At 72.1% G+C, this 22,330-nt stretch carries 20 protein-coding genes and 1 pseudogene; 9 read left to right on the top strand and 12 right to left on the bottom strand.

The window, feature by feature from the left end; all coding sequences use genetic code 11:
• Positions 1 to 5: 5 nt before the first annotated feature.
• From H516_RS22350 to H516_RS0105635, 3 genes are read left to right on the top strand one after another with little or no spacing between them, the layout of a single operon-like run.
• Entirely contained in the window at positions 6 to 692 is a 687-nt protein-coding gene (locus H516_RS22350; protein WP_022888745.1) for a copper resistance CopC family protein, read from the top strand.
• A 19-nt stretch (positions 693 to 711) separates the two neighbouring features.
• Positions 712 to 1,245: a copper chaperone PCu(A)C gene (locus H516_RS0105640; protein ID WP_022888744.1), complete on the top strand. Its 534-nt coding sequence runs from the start codon at positions 712 to 714 to the stop codon at positions 1,243 to 1,245.
• On the top strand, positions 1,245 to 2,501 hold the full coding sequence (locus H516_RS0105635; RefSeq protein ID WP_022888743.1) for a Dyp-type peroxidase: 1,257 nt from the start codon (positions 1,245 to 1,247) through the stop codon (positions 2,499 to 2,501). Before H516_RS0105640 ends, H516_RS0105635 begins: the two co-directional genes overlap by 1 nt.
• A 71-nt stretch (positions 2,502 to 2,572) precedes the next feature.
• On the opposite strand, the gene crcB is transcribed toward H516_RS0105635, so the two are convergent.
• From crcB to H516_RS18575, 6 genes and pseudogenes are all read right to left on the bottom strand, one after another.
• Complete coding sequence (gene crcB, locus H516_RS0105630; RefSeq protein ID WP_022888742.1) at positions 2,573 to 2,953, bottom strand: fluoride efflux transporter CrcB; 381 nt, start codon at positions 2,951 to 2,953, stop codon at positions 2,573 to 2,575.
• Positions 2,950 to 3,381 (bottom strand): fluoride efflux transporter FluC, encoded by a 432-nt coding sequence (locus H516_RS18585; RefSeq protein ID WP_022888741.1) that lies wholly within the window; start codon positions 3,379 to 3,381, stop codon positions 2,950 to 2,952. Before H516_RS18585 ends, crcB begins: the two co-directional genes overlap by 4 nt.
• Positions 3,382 to 3,390: 9 nt before the next feature.
• Entirely contained in the window at positions 3,391 to 3,600 is a 210-nt protein-coding gene (locus H516_RS22510) for a hypothetical protein (RefSeq protein WP_211217074.1), read from the bottom strand.
• A gap of 79 nt (positions 3,601 to 3,679) precedes the next feature.
• Positions 3,680 to 3,913: pseudogene (locus H516_RS22905) on the bottom strand (GNAT family N-acetyltransferase); the annotation flags it as partial.
• A 206-nt stretch (positions 3,914 to 4,119) separates the two neighbouring features.
• Positions 4,120 to 4,800 carry a PadR family transcriptional regulator gene (locus H516_RS0105610; RefSeq protein WP_022888740.1) on the bottom strand — a complete coding sequence of 227 codons (681 nt, stop codon included), beginning with the start codon at positions 4,798 to 4,800 and terminating at the stop codon, positions 4,120 to 4,122.
• A complete protein-coding gene (locus H516_RS18575) occupies positions 4,797 to 5,750 on the bottom strand; it encodes a DUF4097 family beta strand repeat-containing protein (protein WP_022888739.1) in 954 nt (317 codons plus the stop codon). The genes H516_RS0105610 and H516_RS18575 overlap by 4 nt, the downstream gene beginning before the upstream one ends.
• Positions 5,751 to 5,900: 150 nt before the next feature.
• Here H516_RS18575 and H516_RS0105600 point away from each other — a divergent pair, with 150 nt between their 5' ends.
• Positions 5,901 to 6,659: a MerR family transcriptional regulator gene (locus H516_RS0105600; protein ID WP_022888738.1), complete on the top strand. Its 759-nt coding sequence runs from the start codon at positions 5,901 to 5,903 to the stop codon at positions 6,657 to 6,659.
• Between the two features lie 174 nt (positions 6,660 to 6,833).
• On the opposite strand, the gene yczE is transcribed toward H516_RS0105600, so the two are convergent.
• On the bottom strand, positions 6,834 to 7,490 hold the full coding sequence (yczE, locus tag H516_RS18570) for a membrane protein YczE (protein WP_022888737.1): 657 nt from the start codon (positions 7,488 to 7,490) through the stop codon (positions 6,834 to 6,836).
• A 62-nt stretch (positions 7,491 to 7,552) separates the two neighbouring features.
• On the opposite strand from yczE, the gene yczR reads away from it, so the two are divergent.
• On the top strand, positions 7,553 to 9,010 hold the full coding sequence (yczR, locus tag H516_RS0105590) for a MocR-like transcription factor YczR (protein ID WP_022888736.1): 1,458 nt from the start codon (positions 7,553 to 7,555) through the stop codon (positions 9,008 to 9,010).
• A gap of 198 nt (positions 9,011 to 9,208) precedes the next feature.
• Here yczR and H516_RS22820 read toward each other — a convergent pair whose 3' ends face one another.
• Together H516_RS22820 and H516_RS0105580 are read right to left on the bottom strand one after the other, a co-directional pair.
• The gene (locus H516_RS22820; RefSeq protein ID WP_281166813.1) at positions 9,209 to 10,402 is read right to left on the bottom strand and encodes a hypothetical protein; all 1,194 of its coding nucleotides are present in this window, start codon (positions 10,400 to 10,402) and stop codon (positions 9,209 to 9,211) included.
• Positions 10,403 to 10,502: 100 nt separating this feature from the next.
• Complete coding sequence (locus H516_RS0105580; protein WP_157432159.1) at positions 10,503 to 11,609, bottom strand: hypothetical protein; 1,107 nt, start codon at positions 11,607 to 11,609, stop codon at positions 10,503 to 10,505.
• 104 nt (positions 11,610 to 11,713) lie between these two features.
• Between H516_RS0105580 and H516_RS18560 the strand changes: the two genes are divergently transcribed.
• On the top strand, positions 11,714 to 15,499 hold the full coding sequence (locus H516_RS18560) for an efflux RND transporter permease subunit (RefSeq protein WP_022888733.1): 3,786 nt from the start codon (positions 11,714 to 11,716) through the stop codon (positions 15,497 to 15,499).
• Between the two features lie 451 nt (positions 15,500 to 15,950).
• Here the strand turns inward: H516_RS18560 and H516_RS0105570 are convergent, their stop codons facing one another.
• Together H516_RS0105570 and H516_RS0105565 are read right to left on the bottom strand one after the other, a co-directional pair.
• Positions 15,951 to 17,249, bottom strand: coding sequence for an RNA polymerase sigma factor (locus H516_RS0105570; RefSeq protein WP_022888732.1), 1,299 nt, complete (start codon positions 17,247 to 17,249; stop codon positions 15,951 to 15,953).
• A gap of 1 nt (position 17,250) precedes the next feature.
• The gene (locus tag H516_RS0105565) at positions 17,251 to 17,673 is read right to left on the bottom strand and encodes a YciI family protein (protein ID WP_026378469.1); all 423 of its coding nucleotides are present in this window, start codon (positions 17,671 to 17,673) and stop codon (positions 17,251 to 17,253) included.
• Between the two features lie 213 nt (positions 17,674 to 17,886).
• Between H516_RS0105565 and H516_RS20895 the strand changes: the two genes are divergently transcribed.
• The 3 genes from H516_RS20895 (at position 17,887) to H516_RS18550 (ending at position 19,576) form a co-directional block, all read left to right on the top strand.
• Entirely contained in the window at positions 17,887 to 18,267 is a 381-nt protein-coding gene (locus H516_RS20895) for a heavy-metal-associated domain-containing protein (RefSeq protein WP_022888730.1), read from the top strand.
• Positions 18,264 to 18,875: a DUF305 domain-containing protein gene (locus H516_RS0105555; protein WP_022888729.1), complete on the top strand. Its 612-nt coding sequence runs from the start codon at positions 18,264 to 18,266 to the stop codon at positions 18,873 to 18,875. The genes H516_RS20895 and H516_RS0105555 overlap by 4 nt, the downstream gene beginning before the upstream one ends.
• Before the next feature lie 98 nt (positions 18,876 to 18,973).
• Entirely contained in the window at positions 18,974 to 19,576 is a 603-nt protein-coding gene (locus tag H516_RS18550) for a DUF6226 family protein (protein WP_022888728.1), read from the top strand.
• A gap of 55 nt (positions 19,577 to 19,631) precedes the next feature.
• Here H516_RS18550 and H516_RS0105545 read toward each other — a convergent pair whose 3' ends face one another.
• Entirely contained in the window at positions 19,632 to 21,902 is a 2,271-nt protein-coding gene (locus tag H516_RS0105545) for a copper-translocating P-type ATPase (protein WP_022888727.1), read from the bottom strand.
• Positions 21,903 to 22,330: the final 428 nt, after the last annotated feature.

The following is a 22,330-nucleotide window of genomic DNA, read 5'->3' as shown; positions in this document are numbered from 1 at the left end:
CCCGAATGAACCAGCGCATCACCGACGCGGCACCCGCAGGCCGCCTCCGCACCGCCCTCGTCGCGGCTGCCGCCATCACCTTCGCCGCCGCGCTCGCACTCACCGGCGGCACCGCCGCGCAGGCGCACGACGAGCTCGTCGGATCGAACCCCGAGCCCGGCCAGGTGTTCGACACCTCGCCCGCCGAGGTCTCGCTCGAATTCTCGAACGACATCATCGAGGTCGGCACCGCCGTCGTCGTGGTCGACCACCACGGCGAGGAGATCGAGGTCGGCGATCCCGTCATCGCCGGCGCGACCGTCACCGCGAGCCTGCCGGCCGACCTCTCGGGCGACTACCAGGCGCGCTGGCGCGCCGTGTCGAGCGACGGCCACCCGATCGAGGGAACGATCGACTTCGGCGTGGGCGCCGACGCAACCGGATCCTGGACCGAGGAGGCCCCGCACGACGCCGCCGCGAGCGGCGACACCGACAGCGAACACGACGAGGGTGCCGAGGGCGACCACGCCGCCGACACCGCGGCCGGCCCCGACGGCTGGGCCGTCGCCGGATTCGTGGTCGGCGGGCTCGGGGTCATCGCGCTCATCGTCGCCGTCATCGTGAACGCGCGCCGCAAGAGCGCCGGCCCGGGCGCGGGCAGCGGCCCTGCGGCAGGCAACGGCCAGGGGGCCGGCAACGGCCCGACCGCCTGAGCCGCGGGGAACGATCATCATGCAGCGACACGCCGCGATCACCCCTGCCCTCGGGGCGGCTCTCGCCGCCCTTCTGCTCCTCTCGGGATGCGCCGGTGCCGCAGGCGCCGCCCCGGGCGGCGCCGCGCCGACGGCCGCAGCCGAGGCCGCGGCATCCGTCACCGTCGAAGAGGCCTGGGTCAAGGCCGCCGACGACGGCATGACCGCGCTCTTCGGCAACGTCGTGAACGGCGGCGCGGCCGACGTGACACTCGTGGGCGCCTCCACCGATGCCGCCGAGACGGCCGAGCTGCACGAGACCGTCGAATCCGACGGCACCATGCAGATGCGGCAGAAGGAGGGCGGCTTCGAACTCCCCGCGGGCGAGGCCTTCGCGCTCGAGCCCGGTGCGAACCACGTCATGCTCATGGGGCTCACCGGTCCCGCGCAGGCCGGCGACGAGGTCACGGTCACGCTCGAGTTCTCCGACGGCTCGACGCTCGACGTGACGGCGCCCGTGAAGGACTACGCGGGAGCGAACGAGCAGTACGACGACGGGCACGAGGCGCACTGATGACCGGTGAACCCGGCGGTTCCGGGTTCTCGCGGCGGCAGCTCCTGCTCGGGGGTGCCGCCGCGGCCGGCGCGGCGAGCGTGCTCGGGGGGCAGGCGATCGGCGGGGCCCTGGCGGGTGCGGCGGTCGCCCCCGGCGCGGCGACCACGGCGAGCGTCGCCCATTCGGCCGCGGCCCGCGAGACCGCCGTCGGTGAGGCGGTCGTGCCGTTCCACGGCGCCCGGCAGGCCGGAATCGAGACCCCGCCGCAGGCGCACGCCCGCTTCATCGCACTCGACCTCGTTCCCGAGGTCGATGCGGCGGCGATCCGCCGCATGCTGCGGGTACTGAGCGACGATGCCGCCCGCATCACGCAGGGGCGCGCGCCGCTCGCCGACACCGAGCCCGAGCTCGCGCTCATGCCCGCCCGGCTCACCGTCACCTTCGGGTTCGGCCCGGGGCTCGTCGAGCGCGCCGGCGGCACGGCGCCCGCGTGGCTGCGGCCGCTGCCCGCGTTCGGCATCGACCGGCTGCGACCCGAGTTCGGCGGCGGCGACCTGCTCGTCCACCTCGGGGCCGACGACCCCGTGTCCGTCGCCCACGCCGCCCGCATGCTGCTGAAGGACTCCCGCTCGTTCGCGAGCGTGCGATGGTCGCAGCAGGGATTCCGGCGGGCGGCGGGCGCCGAGGCATCCGGCTCGACGATGCGAAACCTCTTCGGGCAGCTCGACGGCACCGTCAACCCGGCCCCCGGCACCGCCGACTTCGACGAGCTCGTCTGGCACACGGGCGACCCCGACTGGCTCGCCGGCGGCACCTCGATGGTGCTGCGCCGCATCGCGATGGACCTCGACGGCTGGGACCGCGTCGACCGGCCGGGCCGCGAGGCCTCGGTCGGCCGCAAGCTCGGCAGCGGCGCCCCGCTCACCGGCGAGCGCGAGCACGACGAGCCCGACTTCGCGGCGCTGACCCCGGTCGGCTTCCCCGTGATCGGCGACTTCTCGCACCTGCGCCGATCGCGCGGCGAGGTGCCGGGCGAGCGCATCTTCCGGCGCGGGTACAACTACGACGAGTCGCCCGCCGACGGCGAGGTCTCGGACGCGGGGCTGCTCTTCGCCTCGTACCAGGCCGACATCGACCGGCAGTTCGTGCCCATCCAGCGGCGGCTCGACGAGCTCGACCTGCTCAACGAGTGGACGACGCCCATCGGCTCGGCGGTGTTCGCGATCCCGCCGGGCTGCGCCGAGGGCGGGTACGTCGGCGAGACCCTCGTCTGACGCGCGACGCGGGTGGATGCCACGGGGCGCCGGGGCATCCGCTCGCCGCCGCTCGCCGCCGCCCGCGACGCTCAGCGGAACGCGAGGTATGCGGCCGCCGCGGCGCCGAGGCCGAGCACGAGCGTCACGGCGACGTTGAGCACCGCCGCGCGCCACCGGCCGCCCGTGGCGAGTTCGACCGTCTCGACACTCCAGGTGCTGAACGTCGTGAGGCCGCCGCAGAACCCGGTGACGAGCACGAGTCGCAGGTCGCCGTCGAGCGCCGCGCGTTCGGCGAGGCCGATGAGCGCTCCGGCGACGCCCGAGCCGATGACGTTCACGATGAGGATGCCGCCCGGCAGGTGCCCGGGCCGTACCGGGAACGCCCGCGACAGCAGGTAGCGCAGCACCGCCCCGGCGGCGCCCGCGCCGAGCACGGCCGCGATGACCGGCGGACTGAGCGCGCCGCTCACAGGGTGGACCCCGCATCGCCGACCTCGTGCGGCATCGGGCGGTGCGCGAGACGCGAGCCCAGCTTCAGGCCGAGGGCCGCGAGCAGCAGCCCGCCCGCCACCGAGACGAGCAGGTAGAGGGCGCCGAGCCAGGCCTCGCCCTCGCGGGTGAGTACGAGGAGCGAGGCCATCACCGCCGAGAGCGTGGTGAACGAGCCGATGAGACCAGGGCCGAGCCCTGCCTTGAGCCAGGTCGGCGTCGTCGGCCTCGTCCAGAGCCCGCCCGCCAGCCAGCCGAGCGCGAACGTGCCGACGAGGTTCACGAGGAGGGTCTCGATCGGGAACTCGGCATCGCCGTGGGGGAACGCGAGATCGAACGCGAGCCTGAGGCCCGTGCCCGCCATGCCGCCGACCGCGACGGCGAGCAGCGTCGGGGCGGGGGAGGGCATGACTCGAGGTTACGCCCCGCGGTCGCCGAGCGGCGGCACCGGGGCGTGTGCGAGCTCGACGACCCAGTCGTATGTGCGGAGCACCCCGCCGACCTCGAAGTCCTCTTCGCCGAGCAGCGTGACGCCCGCCGTGCGGCACACGGCGTTCGACGCGGGGTTGTCGGTGCTCGGGTACGCGTGCACCGGCAGCGTCTCGCCGGCGCGGGCCGCCTCGAGCATCAGCCGCACGGCGGTCGGGGCCCCGGCCCCGATACTCGGACTCGACGGACCACCCGCTCTCGAGGGCGGGCGCACCCCGCCACTCGTGCTGCCAGTAGCCGACGATGCCGACGCCCTCGGGGTGCCCCGCGATCGTGATGCGGAACTGCTGCCCGCGTCCCTCGCGGGCGGGACGAAGGTAGCGTTCGTGCCTGGCCCGCACCTGCTCGTCAGTCTCGGCGCCGCCGACCCGATCCATGAGCTCGGGCGTGTTCGCCCGGCGCAGGAGGTCGAGGTCGCCCTCTGACCACGGGTGCAGCGCGACCTCGTCCATGCCTGCATCGAATCACCGCCCACCGACCGCGGCATCTACGCCACCAACGCGGGAAGGTGCTCACCGCGCACCCACGACGGGAGGAGATCGCACGATCGGGAGGACCCCGTGCGGGATTGGCTCCTCCCGATCGTGCGATCTCCTCCCGAACGCCGCTGCGGGTGAGCTGCGGGTCAGCTGCGCGTGAGGGGCGGGTGAGCTGCGGGTCAGGTGCGGGTCAGTGTGGCGATCACGTCGGCGTGCACCTGGGCGAGGCGGGCCTTCAGCAGGGTGACCGTCTCGGGTGGCACGAGGCCGTGGTTGGCCTGCGTGCGCAGTTCGGTGCGCACGAGTTGGCGGAACTCGTTGAGCACGAGATCGGCCTCGTGCACCGCGCGCGTCGATTCGACCCGGGCGTCGACACCGGTGCGCGAGTCGCCGGCGTCGCCGACGGTGGTCGTCGAGCCGGCTCGGGCGTCGGATGCGGCGGCGGACGCCGTCGCGGAGTTCGCGGCGCGCTTGGCCTCGCGGGCGGCGCTCGCGAGCTCGGCGCGGAGCGACCGCATGGCGTCGTTCACCTCGGCGCGCACGCCTTCGGCGAGGCGTCTCACCGAGTCGGTCACCTCGTCTTCGATGGCGTCGAGCTCGTGCCTGCGGGCATCGAGCTCGGTGCGGCCGGCGTCGGTGATCTCGTACACGGTCTTGCGGCCGTCGCTCGACTTGGTGACGAGCCCCTCCTCCTCGAGCTTCGAGAGCCGGGGGTAGATCGTGCCGGCGCTCGGCGAGTACGTGCCGCCGAAGCGCTCGGAGAGCGCCTGGATCAGCTCGTAACCGTGCCGCGGCCGCTCTTCGAGCAGGGCGAGCAGGTAGAGGCGCAGGCTGCCGTGGGCGAAGACGGGCGGGGTCATGCGGCGCCGCCTTGAGCCTGCCGGGGGGATGCCTCGTCGTCGCTCTCGTTCGGCGATCCGGTGCCGTCGGCGGCACCGTCGTCGGTCTGTGCGACCGGCTCGCGGCGGATGACCGAGATCGAACCCGAGACGCTGTTCGCGCCGAAGTCGAGCCAGCGGCCGGCGAGCTCGCCCGTGACGCGCTCGAAACCCTTGCCGAGCACGCCCTTGATGGTGGTGTCGTCGATGAGCACGGTGCCGCCGACGGTGTTGACGCGGTACCGGGCGCCGCTGCCTCCGTCGAAGCGCACGGTGAGGTCGCCGGCGACCGTGTTGGTGTCGATGCGGTCGGGGGTGCCGAACGCGTCGAGCATCATGTTGCCCGAGACGGTGTCGACGTTGAACGAGCGCACGTCGCCCGTCGCGACGATGTCGCCCGAGATCGTGTGGCCGGTGATGCGGCCCGTGTGGTTGCCGGCCGACAGCTCGCCAGAGACGCTCGAGAGCTCGACGTCGCCCTCGTGATTGTCGAGCACGAGTTCGCCCGAGACGGTGCTGAGCTTGGCGTCGGTCGTGAAGCCCGAGACGAGGGCGTCGCCCGAAACGACGCCGAGCTTCAGCGCGACGTCGCGCGGCGCGAGGATCGAGACCTGCGCCTTCGCGTTGCCGGCCCAGCCCTTGAACGCCTCGATGAAGTTGTCCCAGCGGAGCTGCGGGTGGTCGATCTCGAGCGCGTCGCCGTCGATCTTGACGAGCAGGTCTTTGCCGGTGACACCGGTGATCTCGACGCGGGCGCCGGGTTCGTCGTGCGCGATGAGGTCGACCTTGCCGCCGATGAGGCCGACCTTGAGCTTGCGCACGAGTTCGAGGTCGATGACCCGGGACTGGCCGGGGGTGATGACCCACTTCTCGATCGTCATGTCGTGGTGCTCCTTCGTGTTCGAGGGGATGCCCGTGGCATCCGGCCCCATCTCAAGTCCTTGTCGCGATATATCGCGTTCTCGACGATTCTCACGATATATCGCGTTTGCCGGAGTTGCAAGTCGCATCCGGATGCTGCGTGCTTGACATTGACGTAGCGTCAAGTTCTAACGTGGTGAGCACGAGAGAGGAGGCCGCACGTGGACTGGTCGATCCAGGAGATCGCGAAGCTCGCGGGAACGACGAGCCGGACCCTGCGTCACTACGGCGAGCTCGGCTTGCTCGCGCCGAGCCGCATCGCGGCGAACGGGTACCGCCACTACGACGAGCGCGCGCTCGTGCGACTGCAGCGCATCCTGCTGCTGCGCGAGCTCGGCCTCGGGCTGCCCGCCATCGGCGAGGTGCTCGAGGGTGACGCCGGCGAAGCGCACGCCCTGGCGGCCCATCTCGGCTGGCTCCGCCAGGAGCAGCAGCGGCTGGCGCGGCAGATCGCGTCGGTCGAGACGACCATCGAGAAACTGGAAGGAGGTGAACGACTCATGGCAGAAGAGATGTTCGACGGATTCGACCACACGAAGTACCAGGACGAGGTCGAGGAGCGCTGGGGCAAGGACGCATACGCAGCGGGTGACCGCTGGTGGCGCGGCCTCGGCGAGGCCGGGCAGCACGAGTGGAAGGCCCGCGCCGAGGCGCTCGGTCGCGACTGGATCGCGGCGGCGGAGTCGGGCGTGGAGCCCGGCGGCCCCGAGGGGCAGGCGCTCGCGAAGCGTCACGTCGAGTGGCTGACCGGCATTCCCGGCACGCCCGCGGCGAAGCCCGGCGGCGACGTCAAGGCGTATGTCATCGGCCTCGGCGAGATGTACGTCGCCGACCCGCGCTTCGGCGTGAACTACGGCGGCACCGAGGGTGCCGAGTTCGTGCGCGACGCGCTGCGGGCGTACGCCGACCGCGAGCTCTAGTCGGGCCCGTGTGCAGAACTCAGGATCGGCCCGGCTTCGGGCGGCGTGTCGGGTGACGACACGCCGGCGGGCTGGTCGGTCGTCCTGAGTTCTGCACGGCCGGGGGAGGGGGTGCTGCGGCGTCCGAGGTGTCCCGGCCTCGGAGGCCGCAGCGGTCTGGTCGGCCGCAGGCGTTCAGCCGGCCGGAGCCGTCTCGACCGCTGGGGTCGCGGCGGTGCCCGTGCCGACGGCGTCGGCACGCGGCATCCGCTCGGCCTTCTCGGGCACGGCGAAGAACGGCAGGGTGAGGCCGCAGAGCGGACCGACGAGCAGTGCGAACGCGACGGTGCCGAGGCCGACGTCGCCGCCCAGTACCCAGCCGATCGCGAGGACGCTGAGCTCGACGATGGTGCGGCCGACCCAGATCGGCCAGCCGGTGCGCGCGTGGATGCCGGTCATGAGGCCGTCGCGCGGGCCGGGGCCGAAGCGGCTGCCGATGTAGAGGCCGCTCGCGACGGCGAGCAGCAGCAGGCCGCCCGTGAACAGCAGGATCTGCTGCCACAGCTCGGGCGGCGTCTGGATGAACCAGAGGCCGAGTTCGATGCTCGGGCCGATGAGCAGGATGTTGAGCACCGTGCCGAGGCCCGGCTTCTGCCGCAGGGGGATCCAGAGCAGGAGGACCGCGAGTCCGATGAGGTTCGTGAGCCAGCCGATGCCGATGCCGGTCAGCTGCGAGAGGCCCTGGGCGAAGACCGTCCACGGGTCGACGCCGAGGGCGGCGCGGATGAGCATCGCGTCGGCGATGCCGTAGAGCACGAGCCCGATGAGCAGTTGGGGAATGCGGCGGAGCATAGAGACATCCAATTTCACGATTGGACTGTTGACAAGTAGCCAATTCAACTAAAGTGGCTCGCATGTCGGATGCCACACTCAGCGCCCGTGCGCTCGAGAACCTCATCGGCGACTGGCGCGGCGCTGCCCGCGGGGCCGCCTACCTCGCGCTCGCCGAACGGGTGCGTCTGCTCATCCTCGACGGTCGGGTGAGCGTCGAGACCCGCCTGCCCGCCGAACGCGAGCTAGCCGAGCGGCTCGGCCTCAGCCGCACCACCGTCACCGCCGCCTACCGGCACCTGCGCGAGCAGGGCCTGCTCAGAAGCGTCCGAGGCTCGGGCAGCGTCGCCCGCCTGCCCGGCGCGCCCGCCGCGATGCCCGCCCCGCCCGCGTCGCTCCACCTCGACCTCTCCAAGGCGGCGCCGCCCGCCCTGCCCTGGCTCGCCGAGGTCGCCCGCGAGGCCGCCGAGGAGCTGCCCGCCCACATCGGCCACTCGGGCTTCGACCCGATCGGCACCCCCGCGCTGCGGCAGGCGATCGCCGATCGCTACGCACTCCGGGGCCTGCCGACCTCGCCCGAGCAGATCATGGTCACCATCGGCGCGCAGCACGCGATCGCCCTGCTCTCGCGCGTGCTCGTCGGTCGCGGCGATCGGGCGGTCATCGAGGCGCCGACCTACCCGCACGCCTACGAGGCGCTGCGCGTCGCCGGAGCCCGCCTCGTGCCCGTTCCGGTCGGCCCGCACGATGCGATCGACGCGCTGACATCGGCCGACGACGAGGTCGAGGCGCTCGAACGCGCCTTCGCCCGCGCGAACCCCTCGACGGCGTACCTCATGCCCGACTTCCAGAACCCCACGGGCCGCAGTCTCGACGACGCGGGGCGTGAGCGCGTGCTCGACGCGGCCGCGCGCCAGGGCACCGTGGTCATCGCCGACGAGACGACGGCCGAACTCGACATCGATCGGGCGTTCGCGCCGCTGCCGCTCGCCGCCTACGGACCGCGCGGCACCGCCGTGCTCATCGGCTCGGTCGGCAAGACCGTGTGGGGCGGAGTGCGGATCGGTTGGATCCGCGCCGAACCGACGCTCATCCGCAAGCTCGTGGCCGTGCGCGCGCCCGGCGATCTCGGCACACCCATCATCGAGCAGCTCCTCGTCACCCGGTTGATGCCCCGCATGGACGAGATCCTCGCGCTGCGTCGCACCGAACTGCGGGCAGGTCGCGACCGGCTCGAGGAGCTCATCGCGGAGGCGTTCCCCGAGTGGCACGTGCCCCATGTCGACGGGGGCATCGCGACCTGGATCGGCATCGGCGCGCCCGTGAGCTCGCAGCTCGCGCTCGCCGCACGCTCGCAGGGGCTGCTCATCGCCGCAGGCCCGCGGTTCGGCATCGACGGCGCCTTCGAGCGCTTCCTGCGCCTGCCGATCTGCCAGCCGGTCGCCGAGACCGAAGCCGCCGTGCAGGCGCTGCGGGTCGCCTGGGAGTCGATGGCGGGGATGCCCGCGGTCGACGCCGGCCTGCTGCCGGCCGTGGTCTGACGGGCGCCCCGCCCGTGGGCAGGGGAGTGCGGGGTGGCGGACGACTGCGCTCGTCCGTCACCCCGCCCCGACCGCACCGAGTGAGGTGCGGCCTACCCGTGCCGCACGGGTCTGCGGCACGGAATACGGGGCCGACCGGTTCGACCCGCTGAGCCGGTCGGGACCCGGCGCCGGTAGGGCGGCGCCGGGTAGATCCCGTTATCGGCGCATCGCGAACCGTCGGAAGCCGACGAGCACGAACCCGGCCACCAGCGCGAGCATCGCGAGGCCGAGGCCCGAGAGGTCTGCGCCGGTCGAGGCGAGCGACGCGTCCTCAGCGAGGACCGCCGTGGCGCCGCCCGAGGCGACGGCGGAGCCGTTGCCGTTGTCACCCGGGTCGGTGGGGTTCACCGGGTCCACCGGGTCCACCGGGTCCACCGGGTCCACCGGGTCCACCGGGTCCACCGGGTCCACCGGGTCCACCGGGTCCACCGGGTCGACCGGGTCGACCGGATCGACGGGGTCGACCGGATCGACGATCGTCGTCGACCCGCCGGTCTCGCTGTCGCCGATCACCGAGATGGCGTTGCCGCCGATCGTGATCGGCAGCGACAGTTCAGGCAGCAGCTGTGTTCCCCCGAGCAGCCCGCCATCACCGCCTGTCGTTGCGGAACCGCCCCCGGTTCCGGGCTGCACGACCGTCTCGGCGCCGGTCGACGACGAGTCGCCGATGACCGAGATGGCGTTGCCGCCGATCGTGATCGGCAGCGACAGTTCAGGCAGCAGCTGTGTTCCCCCGAGCAGCCCGCCATCACCGCCTGTCGTTGCGGAACCGCCCCCGGTTCCGGGCTGCACGACCGTCTCGGCGCCGCTCGACGACGAGTCGCCGATGACCGAGACGGCGTTGCCGCCGAGGGTGATCGGGATGTCGAGGTCGATCAGCCCCTGCGTGCCGCCGAGGAGCGAATCCTCCCCACCGGTCTCGGCGTTCGCAGCCTCGCCGGCGTCGCCGCCCGGCTCGGCCGCCGGTGCGCTCGACGTGGCGGCATCGTCGCTCGACGAGTCGCCGATGACCGAGATCGCGTTGCCGCCGATCGTGATCGGCACCTCGACGTCGATGAGCGCCTGGGTGCCCGAACCGATGCCGTTGTCACCCGAGGTGGCCGCGGCGGGCGCGGAGTCGTCGCCCGTCGCGACCTCCGTCGAGGCGTCCGACGACGACGAGCCGCCGATGAGCGAGATCGCGTTGCCGCCGAGCGTGATGGGCAGGTCGATCGAGATCCCGGCTTGGGTTCCCGACACGATACCGTCGCCGCCGCCCGTTTCGGACGCGTGGGCGACGCCGGCTCCGAGGAGCGTGAGCCCCCCGGCGAAGAGGGTCGCGTACAGCGCCCTCAAGGCCATTCTCTTCATGATCCAGTCCTCCTGACTGATGGGAATGTCGCTCCCGGGCAGGGAGCGATGACCGTGTCCGCGGGTGCACGCGGTGTGCGTGCCTGCGAACCGGCCCCCGTCAGTCAGGGGTGGAGTCGGTGTCGTACACCGGCGACGACGGCAGCTCGTCGTCGACCGAGTGGAGCGCGAGTGACGCGAGTGCGTCGAGTTCGAGGGCGGCGAACGCCGCGTCAGAGGTGCTGGATGCCGCGCCCGCACCAGCGCCCGCGGCGCCCGTGCCGGGCATGCCCGAACTGCCGCCGGGCGCGGCCGGCGTGCTCGGGGCGGTGGGCACGCCGTCGTGCGGGATTCCCCGTTGCGACGGCAGTGCGGAGGCGCTGCCGGTCTGCCCCTCCGCGTCCGAAGGCGGGCCCGAACTTGGAGGCCCGGAACTCCCGACCGTCGCAGGGTCGCTCCCACCCGGAGGCGCCGCCGGCGCCACCGGAGTCGTTGGGGCGACCGGGTTCTCGCCGGGTTCGCCGGGTTCACCGGGCACGACGGGGTCGTCCGGATCGCCGGGAAGCAGCGGGATCGACGGCACGTGGGGGAGCACCCCGGAACCGTCGATCGGCAGTTCGCCGATGTCGCCGACGACCGCGCCGAGCGTGGTGTCGACGGCGCCGACCACGGGGTCGAGCACCCCGCCGAGCGTGTCGTCGCCGAGCAGTGAGCCGAGCACGGGAAGCGAACCGACGAGCTCGTCGACGGCTCCCGTGACCGGGGTCGTGATCGCGCCGACCGTGCCATCGCCCGCGACGTCGGAGACGGTGCCGGTGACCTCGTTCGCGACCTGACCGACGGTGGAGTTCGCCCCGCCGATCAGGGAGTTCGTCGTGTCGGTGACCGTGTCGACCACCTCGGGGACGACGGTTTCGATCGTGTCGGCCACGGGCTCGGGCGCGACTTCGACCACGGGGTCGAGCAGCTCGTTCACGGGGTCGACGACCGTGTCGACGACCCCGTCGAGGGTGTCGCCGACCGCGCCGGTGAGCTCGGTCACCCCGCCGACCAGCGAGCCGACGCCGCCGAGCAGCCCGCTCGGCTCCTGCTCATCGGCCGAGGCGCTCGCGCCGCTCGAGAAAAGCGTGACGGCGAGCCACAGAGCCGAGAAGGCCGTGCCGAGCACGGCGTAGCGAAGCCACGGCACCTGCCGCGAAGCATCCCCGCCGACTCGCTCGACCCCCACGAGCGTCACCATATCGTGGGGAGCACCCCTCGGTCGAGGGGTTCTCGCGACGGATTCCGACACTCGGTGACATCCGCAGGCCACCCGCCTGCGAGAATCGAGCAATGCACCTGCTCGCTGCGCTCAGCATGAAGAACCGCGCGCTCATCGCGCTCGTCACGATCGTGGTCGCGATCTTCGGCGGCATCTCGCTCACAAGCCTGAAGCAGGAGCTCGCGCCGTCGATCGAGTTCCCGCAGCTGTCGATCGTGTCGAGCTATCCCGGCGCCTCGCCCGACATCGTCAACACCGATGTCTCGACGCCGATCGAGACGGCGATCCAGGGCATCACCGGCCTCGAGTCGACCTCGACGACGAGCTCGACGGGCCTCTCGCGGGTGACCGCGAGCTTCACCTACGGCACCGATCTCGCCTTCGCCGAGCAGAAGCTGCTGTCGGCGGTGAACCGAATCCAGAGCCAGCTGCCCGACGACGTCGACCCGCAGGTCGTCGCGCTGAGCCTCGACGACTTCCCGGTGCTCCAGATCGCCGTCACCGGCGCCGACGACCTGAGCGCCCTCTCCGACGAGATGGAGCGGACGACCCTCGGGGAGATCACCGACGTCGACGGTGTCCGCGACGCGACCCTCGTCGGTGAGATCGGCCAGCGGGTCACGATCACGCCCGACCCCGCGAAGCTCGCCGAGTTCGGCATCAGCCAGCAGGCCATCCGCGACGCGCTGGCGCAGAACGGCCTCCTCGTGCCCGCCGGCACGATCACCGAGGGTGACTCGACCTTCGCGGTGCAGACCGGCACGCGCATCGGCAGCGTCGACGAGATCGCGGCGCTGCCGGTGCTCGGCGCCACCGAGGCGCCGACGATCCCGGATGCCCCGGAGGGGGGCGAGGGCGAAGGCACCGAGCTGCCGACCGACGGCACCGAGCCGCCGACCGACGGCACCGAGACCGGCACCGAGACCGGCACCGAGACCGGGACCGGCAGCCTCCCGACCGCCGTGGTGCGGGTCCCCGCCGAGGTGTCCATCTCCGACGTGGCCACCGTCGAACTCACCGACAACCCGGTCACGAGCATCTCGCGCGTCGACGGCGAGCCCGCCCTCACGATCTCGGTCACGAAGCTGCCCGCCGCCAACACGGTCGAGGTGTCGAACGCCGTCACCGCGCTCCTGCCCGGTCTCGAGTCCTCGCTCGACACGACGAACCCCGGTGCGACCTTCACCGTCGTCTTCGACCAGGCGCCCTACATCGAGCAGTCGATCGAGTCGCTCGCGACCGAGGGCCTGCTCGGCCTCGCGTTCGCGGTGCTCGTCATCCTGATCTTCCTGCTCTCGGTGCGGGCCACCCTCGTCACCGCCATCTCGATCCCGACGTCGGTGCTGATCACCTTCATCGGGCTGCAAGCGGCCGACTACACCCTGAACATCCTGACACTCGGCGCCCTCACGATCGCCATCGGTCGTGTGGTCGACGACTCGATCGTCGTCATCGAGAACATCAAACGCCACCTCGTCGAGGGCGTCGACAAGGCCTCGACCATCGTGCGGGCGGTGCGGGAGGTCGCGGGCGCGATCACCGCCTCGACGATCACGACCGTCGCGGTGTTCCTGCCGATCGCGCTCGTCGAGGGGGTGACGGGCGAGCTGTTCCGCCCGTTCTCGCTGACCGTGACGATCGCGCTGCTCGCCTCGCTCCTCGTCGCGCTGACGATCGTGCCGGTCCTCGCCTACTGGTTCCTGAAGCCGGCCAAGCTGCACGTCGAGCAGGGAGCCGAGGAGGTCGAGGCCGAGGTGGCGGCGGCGGCGTTCGTCGACGACGTCTGGCTCGCGCCCGAGCTGCGCGACGAGAGCGGCGCCACCGAGCTGCCCGTCGCGGGCGGCGGCGAGCGCGGGGCCTCCGCCCGAATCGCCGTGACGCCGGCCGCGCCGGTGGTCGCGCCCGACGAACTCGAGCACCCGTCGCGCCTCCAGCGCGGCTACCTGCCGATCATCGCCTGGACGCTGAAGCACGGCGTGATCACGCTCATCATCGCCGTGCTGGTGCTCGTCGGCACGGGCGCGATGATCCCGCTGATGAAGACGAACTTCCTCGGCTCCTCGGGGCAGAACACCTTCCGCGTCACGCAGGAGCTGCCGATCGGCACGAGCCTCGAAGCGCTCGACGAGGCGTCGGAGCCGGTCGAGCAGGTGATCCGCGACACCGAGGGCGTCGAGACGGTGCAGACATCGATCGGTTCGGGCTCGAACCCGCTCGCCGCGGCCTTCGGCGGCGGCGGTGCCACCGTCACCTACTCGGTCACGACCGACGAGGACGCCGACCAGGACGCCCTTCAGGCCGAAGTGCGCGACGAGCTCGACGGTCTCGACTCCGGTGAGGTCGGCGAGGTCTCGTTGGCCGCATCGAGCGGCTTCGGCGCCTCGAACGACATCGAGGTCGACATCACGGCCTCGAACGCCGAAGACCTGCAGGCCGCGACCGACGCGGTCGTCGAGGAGCTCGACGGCGTGGGCTCGGTGTCGCAGGTCACCTCGAACCTGTCGGAGTCGCGACCGTATGTCGCCGTCGAGGTGAACCGCGCGGATGCCGCGGCCGCGGGCTACTCGGAGGTCGCACTCGGCGGCTTCGTCTCGGCCGCCATGCAGCCGCAGAGTGCCGGCTCTGTCGTGATCGACGAGAAGACCCTGACGATCTACCTCGCGACGGCGAACCCGCCTGTCTCGGTCGAGGAGCTCTCGGCACTGGAGGTCCCGACTTCGACGGGGATCGTGCGACTCGACACGCTCGCGACGGTCGAGCAGGTCGACGGTCCCGCCTCGGTCACGACGGTGCGGGGCCTGCGCAGCTCGACCGTCGCGGCGACGCCCGCGGGCGACGACCTCGGCACGGCGAGCGGCGAGGTGCAGGCCGCGGTGAGCACCGTCGAGTTGCCCGAGGGCACGACCGCCTCGCTCGGCGGCGTCACCGCCGACCAGCAGGAGTCGTTCTCGCAGCTCGGGCTCGCGCTGCTCGCCGCGATCCTGATCGTCTACATCGTGATGGTGGCGACGTTCCGCTCGCTGCTGCAGCCGCTGCTGCTGCTCGTGTCGGTGCCGTTCGCGGCGACCGGTGCGATCGCGCTCCAGGTGATCACGGGCATCCCGCTCGGCGTCGCCTCGCTCGTCGGCGTGCTCATGCTCGTCGGCATCGTCGTGACGAACGCGATCGTGCTCGTCGACCTCGTGAACCAGTACCGCGACCGGGGCATGAACGTGCGCGACGCTCTCGTGCACGGCGCCTCGCGACGACTCCGGCCGATCCTCATGACGGCCCTCGCGACGATCTTCGCGCTGCTGCCCATGGCGCTCGGCATCACCGGACATGGCGGCTTCATCTCGCAGCCGCTCGCGATCGTCGTGATCGGCGGACTGCTCTCGTCGACGCTGCTCACGCTCGTCGTGCTGCCCGTGCTGTACGACCTCGTCGAGGGCGGGCGCGAGCGGCGCAAGGCCAAGCGCGCCGCGAAGGCGGCGGCGGGCGGGGTGGATGCCCCGGTGCCGGTGCCGGTGCCGGTGCCGGTGGAGGCGCCCGCGGCAGAGGCGCCTGCGGCGGTGCCCACGGCCGACGCGGCCGCTCCGGAGCCAGTGGGGCCGGTGGTCGACGAGGACGCGGAGTCCGCCGGAACTGCCGACTTGCCGGTGAAGCCTTGGCCGACCGCCTCGCCGAGCGAATCGCCCGATGCAGCCGAAACTCGTGAGCCGGCAGCGCCGAGCGGAGGGGCGGAGCCGGCGGAGCAGGCCGAGCCGGCGGAGCAGGCAGAGCAGGCAGAGCCGATCGAACCGGCCGATTCGAGCGAATCCACTCGCCCGGATGAAGCCCGCGATGATGACGAGCCCGGAAGCTCGCAGCCCCGCTGAGACCGTCGCCCGCGATTCACCGCGGGAGGGTTTCCGTTTCGGGCTGTGCCAGTTCCCCCTCATCGTGAGGGGGGACTTGCGCGGGGTGAACGGCAGATGGGTCTGCGGAGGGTTTCTGTTTCGGGCTGTGCCAGTTCCCCCTCATCGTGAGGGGTGTGAAGGTCCCAGGACCTCGATGAGGGGGAACTGGCACAGCTCGGAGGGGAGCAGGTCTGGGGGCGGGGCTTCTTCGAGCGCGGCGGGTTCGGGTTTGCGATGAGGGGGAACTGGCAGAGCTCGGAGGGGAGCAGGTCTGGGGGCGGGGCTTCTTCGAGCGCGGCGGGTTCGGGTTTGCGATGAGGGGGAACTGGCAGAGCTCGGTGGCGCGGCTACCCGCGGACGGTGGTGCCCGGCACCGACGGCGATCGCGCCGCAAGGCGGCCAGCGATCGTCGCCGACGGTGCGGCGATCCTCAGCCGCTCAGCTTGGCGACCTTTGCGAGGAGGGCCTCGCGCTCGCGTTCGTTGCCGGTGAGGCGAGCCGCGGTCTCGAGTTCTGCGCGCGCCTCGTCGGAGCGTCCGAGCCGTGCGAGCAGTTCTCCGCGCACCGCGGGCAGGGCGGGATAGCCCGCGAGGCGCCCCGCCGCCACGAGTTCGTCGACGAGCCGCAGCGCCGAAGCCGGCCCGGTCGCCATCGCGACGGCGACGGCCCGGTTGAGCTCGACCACGGGCGACGGGGCGATGCGGCCGAGCGCCTCGTAGAGCACGACGATCTGCGCCCAGTCGGTATCGCCGGCGGTCGGGGCGACGGCGTGGCATCCGGCGATCGCGGCCTGCAGTCCGTAGGCGGCACGACCACGTCCGACGCGGTCGGCCCGCGCGAGCGCCGCCTGACCGCGCGCGATCTGCGCGCGGTCCCAGCGCGAGCGGTCCTGCTGATCGAGCGGGATCGCGCTGCCGTCTCCGGCGGTGCGCGCCCGAAACCGGGCGGCGGTGAACTCCATGAGCGCCACGAGCGACTGCGCCTCGGGTTCGCGGGGCATGAGCCCCGCGACCACGCGGGCGAGCCGCAGGGCCTCGGCCGAGACATCCGCACGTACCCATTCGCCGCCCGAGGCGGGCAGGTAGCCCTCGTTGAAGATCAGGTAGATGACGTGCAGCACCGAGGCGAGGCGCTCGCCGTACTCGGCAGGCTCCGGCACCGCGAAGGGCACGTTCGCCGCCGCGAGGGTCTTCTTCGCACGCACGATGCGCTGCTGGATGGTCGCGGTCGGCACGAGGAACGCGCGGGCGATCTCCTCGCTCGTGAGACCGCCGACGATGCGCAGGGTGAGGGCGATCTGCGCTTCGCGGGAGAGCACCGGGTGGCACGAGACGAAGACGAGCCGCAGCACGTCGTCGTCGATCGTTTCCGGGTCCCAGAAGGTGTCGGATGCCTCGGCGCCCTGCTGCTCGAGGTCGCGAGCCATCGCGGCGTAGCGCTCGTCGAGCCGCTCGCGGCGCCGCCAGCCGTCGATCGCGCGGCGCTTCGCGACGGTCGTGAGCCACGCGCCCGGGTTGTGCGGCACGCCCTCGGCCGGCCACTGCCTGAGCGCCTCGACCAGCGCCTCCTGCGCGAGGTCCTCGGCCTGGCCGACGTCGCCGGTGAAGCGGGCGAGCGTCGCCACGATGCGGGCCGACTCGATGCGCCACACCGCCGCGACGGCGCGCCGGGCCCGGTCGGCGTCGGCGTTCGCCGAGCCGGCCGTGCCCGAGGCATCCGCTGCGGTCATCTCAGCCGACCTTGCCCTCGAGCTCGTCGCGCCAGCCGGCCTCCTTCTGGATCCACTCGTTGTCCTGCGGGAAGTCCTCGAGCTCGGTGACGCGGCGCACCTCGAGCTTCGCTCCCGGGCCGAGCGGGCAGCGCTTGGCCCACTCCGCGGCCTCCTCGGGGCTCTGCGCCTGGATGATCCAGAAGCCGTTGAACAGCTCCTTCGTCTCGCCGTAGGGGCCGTCGGTCACGACGGGAGGAGTCTGGTCGAAGTCGACGACGAAGCCCTCCTTCGCGTCGGTCAGGCCCTCGCCGGCGAGCAGCACGCCGGCCTTCATGAGCTCCTCGTTGTAGGCGCCCATCGCGGCGATGACCTCGGTGAAGTCGAGCTGCTCGTAGGCCTCGACTGCGGCGTCGTTCGATCGCATGATCAGCATGTACTTCACGGTGTTCTCCTCGTTCGGGATTCGTGTTTCGGGTCGGGTCGAAGTGCCCGCCTCACTCATGCGTCGAACGGGCGACGACGAGATCGACACCTCGGCGAACTCTCTTCGCCCATGTTGTCAGGCGCGTGCGACCGCGTCATCCGTGAACCCGGCGGCTTGCGAAGGATACCCCACCGGGGTATAGTTCCAACCGAACCGACGGAAGGACGCATCATGACCATCGAGAACCCCATCGCCACCGCTGTTCCCGCAGGCGCCACCGAGCTCGCCCTCGCCGAGTCGAGCGGCGCCGATGCCTCGTGCTCGTGCTGCGCGATCCCCGACGCGTCGGCATCGACGGCCGCGGCCGAGACCGCGGCATCCGATGCCGCGGGGCTCGTGAGTGCCGACTACGCCGTCGCGGGCATGACCTGCGGCAGCTGCGTGAGCCACGTGAGCGCCGAGCTCGGTGCGCTCGAGGGCGTTGACTCGGTCGACGTCGCGCTCGTCGCGGGCGGCGTCTCGACCGTCACGGTGCGCAGTACCGCGCCCCTCGCCGACGCGGCCGTCGCCGCGGCCGTCGAGGAGGCCGGCTACGCGGTGGTCGCGCGATGAAGCGGCTCGCTGCGCTCGGCCTCGGGGTTGTCGGCGTGCTCGTGCTCGCGGGTTGCGCAGCGGCGGGCGGCTCGGGCGGCTCGGGCGACGCGGACGCGAGCGGACATGGCGGCCACGGCAGCGCCTCGCCCGAGGCATCCGCGAGTGAGGCGACGAACGCCGGCGCCGCCGACGTGATGTTCGCGCAGATGATGATCCCGCACCACGAGCAGGCGCTCGAGATGAGCGCGATCGTGCTCGCGAAGCCGGGTCTCGATCCCGAGGTCGCGACGCTCGCGGAGGAGATCCAGGCGGCGCAGGGGCCCGAGATCGCCCAGCTCGACGAGTGGCTCGAGGAGTGGGACGCCCCGCGCGAGATGTCGGGCGGCGGGCACGAGATGGCCGGGATGCTGAGCACCGACGAGCTCGCCGCGCTCGAGGCGGCCGATGCCGAGTCGGCGTCGACGCTCTTCCTCGAGCAGATGATCGCGCACCACGAGGGCGCGGTCCACATGGCCGAAGCGCAGCTCGAGTCGGGTGCGCACGCCGGGGCGCTCGAGATGGCCGAGGCGATCGTCGAGACGCAGAACGCCGAGATCGAGCGGATGCGGGAGCTGCTGGCCGAATAGCGGCACCTTGCAGGATGAGCGGGCCGAGACCCCCGGTAGCGGGAGTCTCGGCCCGCTCGTCCTGTTCTCCGCCGATGACGACGGCTAACGTTGCCGGCATGGATGTCGCAGCCGACGCTGCCCGATGGGGTGCCTCGTCGGGCATCGACGAGCTCGAATGGGTGTCGCGCTGGGGCGTGGAGAGCCCGCCGACCGAGTCGTACAGTCGGGTCACCGACGCCGAGCGGTATCGGGTGCTCCAGCCGTTCGCGCTCGCCGTGCTCGACGACCTCGAGCGGGTCTTCGACGTCGAGCGCGACGAGCTCACCGGGCTGAGCGGCGGCACCGCCGACCACGTCGACCTCGAGCGGGTCGTGCGCCTCGTGCCGGCCGATCCGGCCTCCGGTCCGCTGACCGTCGGGCTGACGAGCCTTCCCGGCCTGCTGCTGCGCTTCGGCGAGCACACCGACCTCGTGCTGCCCCGCTGCGGGTGCGACGCCTGCGACGAACTCGTGCAGGAGCTGCGTGACGCCCTGCGTTTCCGCGTCGAGGCACTGGTGACGGGGCGATTCGCCGAGAGCGGCGCCGCCGATGGTTCGGCATGGCACCGGTTCGTCACTGAAACGGGTTCGTCGGCCGGGTCGTCGAGTCCGGATGCCGCGGGGCCCGGTCCGCACCCGGTCTACGACCACGAGTGGTCGGCCTGGCGTCGCCGAGCATGACGGATGCTCCGCGCCGGTCGCGGCACGGAGCATCCGATCATCGTCGGGGAGCGACTCAGCGGCTGCGCTCGAGCACCGCCCGGGTGGATGCCTCGGGCCGGAGGTCGAGCCGGCGCAGCAGTTGCGCGTTCGCCGCGACGATGACCGTCGAGAGGCTCATCAGGATCGCCCCGACCGACATCGGCAGCACGAAGCCGATCGGCGCGAGGATGCCCGCCGCGAGCGGCACCGAGACGAGGTTGTAGCCGGCCGCCCACCAGAGGTTCTGGCTCATCTTGCGGTAGCTTGCCCGCGAGAGTTCGATGACCGAGATCACCGAGCGCGGGTCGCTCGATGCGAGGATCACCCCGGCCGAGGCGATCGCCACGTCGGTGCCGGCGCCGATCGCGATGCCGACGTCGGCCTGGGCGAGCGCCGGGGCGTCGTTCACGCCGTCGCCGACCATCGCGACGCTCAGGCCTTCGCCCTGCAACTCCTGCACCTTTGCGGCCTTGTCTTCGGGGCGCACCCCCGCGTAGACCCGGTCGATGCCGAGCGAGGCTGCGACGGTGCGCGCGACCGGTTCGGCGTCGCCCGTGATCATCACGACCTGAACGCCGAGCGCGTGCAGCGCCTCGACCGCTTCGCGCGACTCGGGCCGCACTTCGTCGGCCAGGGCGATCGCTCCCGCGACCTCGCCGTCGATGAGGACGTGCAGCACGGTCGCGCCCGATTCGGCCCACGGGGCGGATGCCTCGAGCACGTCGAGACCCTCACGGGCGAGCAGCCCGGGGCCGCCAACCTGCACGATGCGGCCGCCGACGTTCGCGCGCACGCCGATCGCCGCCGACGCCTCGAACTCGGTCGCGCCGTACACGGCCAGACCGCGGCGGAACGCGTCGGCGACGATCGCGTTCGCGAGGGGGTGCTCCGAATCCATCTCGGCGGAGGCGGCGTCGACCAGCACGGCGTCGAGGTCGAAGCCGGGTGCCGCCGCGGCATCCGTCACCGTCGGCTCACCCTTCGTGAGCGTGCCCGTCTTGTCGAACAGCACCGCCCCGACCGTGCGCATCGTCTCGAGCGCGAGGCGATCGGTCACGAGCACGCCGCCCTTCGCCGCCCGCTCGGTCGCGATCGAGACGACGAGCGGGATGGCGAGGCCGAGGGCGTGGGGGCAGGCGATCACGAGCACGGTGATCGTGCGGACGACGGCGTCGTCGGGGTTTCCGAGCAGCGTCCAGGCGATCGCCGTGATGACCGCGGCGCCGAGCGCGAACCAGAAGAGCCAGCCCGCCGCACGGTCGGCGAGACGCTGCGCGCGCGAGCTCGAAGCCTGCGCCTTCGCGACGAGCCGCTGGATGCCGGCGAGCGCCGTGTCGTCGCCGACCGCGCCGACCCGAACCCGGATCGCGGTGTCGGTCGCGACCGTGCCGGCGACGACGGGCTCGCCCGGCCCGCGGCTCACGGCGACCGACTCGCCCGTGATCATCGACTCGTCCATCGCTGCGGTGCCGTCGACGACCTCGCCGTCGGCGGGGACACGGCCTCCGGGGCGCACGATCACGAGGTCGCCGACGCGCAGCTCACTCGGCGAGACCGTTTCGGTGGCGGATGCCCCGTTGCCGGTCTCTGCGCCGTCGCCGCCGTCGACCACGCGCTCGGCCTCGTCGGGGAGCAGCGCGGCGAGGGCATCGAGCGCGCTCGAGGCCTGCATGATCGAGCGCATCTCGATCCAGTGGCCGAGGAGCATGATCACGATGAGGAGCGCGAGCTCCCACCAGAAGTCGAGGTGGTGGCTGAGCAGCATGAGGCTCGCGCCCAGACTGGCGAAGTACGCGACGGTGATCGCGAGGCCGATGAGCAGCATCATGCCGGGCTTGCGAGCCGTGAGCTCCGACCAGGCGCCCGTGAGGAACGGCTTGCCGCCCCAGAAGTACATGACCGTGCCGAGCACCGGCGAGATCCACGGGATGATCGCGTTGTCGGGCAACGTGTAGCCGAGGATCGACGCGAACATCGGGCTGAAGGCGATCGTCGGGATCGCGATGACGAGCATGATCCAGAACAGGCGGCGGAACTGGCCGACGTGGTCGCCGTGCCCGGCGTGCGAGCTCATGTCATGTCCGGCGTGGGCGTCGTGGGCGCTCATGTCGTGTCCGGCGTGGGAGCTCATGTCGTGTTCGGCGTGGGTGCCGTGCTCGGCGTGTCCTGTGTGGGCGCTCATGTCGTGTCCGGCGTGGGAGCTCATGTCGTGTTCGGCGTGGGTGCCGTGCTCGGCGTGTCCTGTGTGGGCGCCGTGCTCGGCGTGGTCGTGCCCTGTGTGCGTCTCGTTCCTGCCGGTGCTCATCTGCGCCACCCTCCTGCGTCTCTTGGCCTCAGGTTAATACCCCAGTGGGGTATCTGCAAGAAGGAACTCCGATGCGCCCCACACTATTCCGGGCACGGCCCCGGTGGGGGTGATCCGCGCTCGGCGAACACCCTCCCGCACATCGACGACGGCTGCCGCGATGGCCTCGAGGGCACTCGAAGCCCGGGCGCGAGCGTGCCCTCGTAGCCGTGCTCAGCACCGCGGCCGGGGCATCGCCGATCGCCGGCTCGTGACCGATGCAGGATGAGCGGGCCGGCACACACCTGAGCGGGCATGCCGATTCGCTCATCCTGCACACGACGATCGGATGTCGCGGCACGCGCCCGGACGGACGGCACCGGGACTTCAGACCGCACTCGTCAGGACGACGCGGCGGTCGACCTCGTCCTGAGAAGTGCGGGAGCGGC

Source organism: Agromyces italicus DSM 16388 (assembly GCF_000421545.1).
Classification (GTDB): Bacteria; Actinomycetota; Actinomycetes; order Actinomycetales; family Microbacteriaceae; genus Agromyces; species Agromyces italicus.
The sequence above is the reverse complement of the archived record's forward strand: the minus strand, read 5'-3'. Positions and strand labels throughout refer to the sequence as shown.

Coding starts and splice junctions, on each gene's coding strand:
- H516_RS0105640 (WP_022888744.1), top strand. CDS start 712: ATGCAGCGACACGCCGCGATCACCCCTGCCCTCGGGGCGGCTCTCGCC.
- H516_RS0105610 (WP_022888740.1), bottom strand. CDS start 4,800: ATGACCCCGCCCGTCTTCGCCCACGGCAGCCTGCGCCTCTACCTGCTC.
- H516_RS18560 (WP_022888733.1), top strand. CDS start 11,714: ATGCACCTGCTCGCTGCGCTCAGCATGAAGAACCGCGCGCTCATCGCG.
- yczE (WP_022888737.1), bottom strand. CDS start 7,490: ATGCTCCGCCGCATTCCCCAACTGCTCATCGGGCTCGTGCTCTACGGC.
- H516_RS0105635 (WP_022888743.1), top strand. CDS start 1,245: ATGACCGGTGAACCCGGCGGTTCCGGGTTCTCGCGGCGGCAGCTCCTG.
- H516_RS0105545 (WP_022888727.1), bottom strand. CDS start 21,902: ATGAGCACCGGCAGGAACGAGACGCACACAGGGCACGACCACGCCGAG.
- H516_RS22350 (WP_022888745.1), top strand. CDS start 6: ATGAACCAGCGCATCACCGACGCGGCACCCGCAGGCCGCCTCCGCACC.
- yczR (WP_022888736.1), top strand. CDS start 7,553: ATGTCGGATGCCACACTCAGCGCCCGTGCGCTCGAGAACCTCATCGGC.
- H516_RS0105570 (WP_022888732.1), bottom strand. CDS start 17,249: ATGACCGCAGCGGATGCCTCGGGCACGGCCGGCTCGGCGAACGCCGAC.
- H516_RS20895 (WP_022888730.1), top strand. CDS start 17,887: ATGACCATCGAGAACCCCATCGCCACCGCTGTTCCCGCAGGCGCCACC.
- H516_RS18550 (WP_022888728.1), top strand. CDS start 18,974: ATGGATGTCGCAGCCGACGCTGCCCGATGGGGTGCCTCGTCGGGCATC.
- H516_RS0105555 (WP_022888729.1), top strand. CDS start 18,264: ATGAAGCGGCTCGCTGCGCTCGGCCTCGGGGTTGTCGGCGTGCTCGTG.
- H516_RS22510 (WP_211217074.1), bottom strand. CDS start 3,600: ATGCTCGAGGCGGCCCGCGCCGGCGAGACGCTGCCGGTGCACGCGTAC.
- H516_RS18585 (WP_022888741.1), bottom strand. CDS start 3,381: ATGCCCTCCCCCGCCCCGACGCTGCTCGCCGTCGCGGTCGGCGGCATG.
- H516_RS22820 (WP_281166813.1), bottom strand. CDS start 10,402: ATGAAGAGAATGGCCTTGAGGGCGCTGTACGCGACCCTCTTCGCCGGG.
- H516_RS18575 (WP_022888739.1), bottom strand. CDS start 5,750: ATGGGGCCGGATGCCACGGGCATCCCCTCGAACACGAAGGAGCACCAC.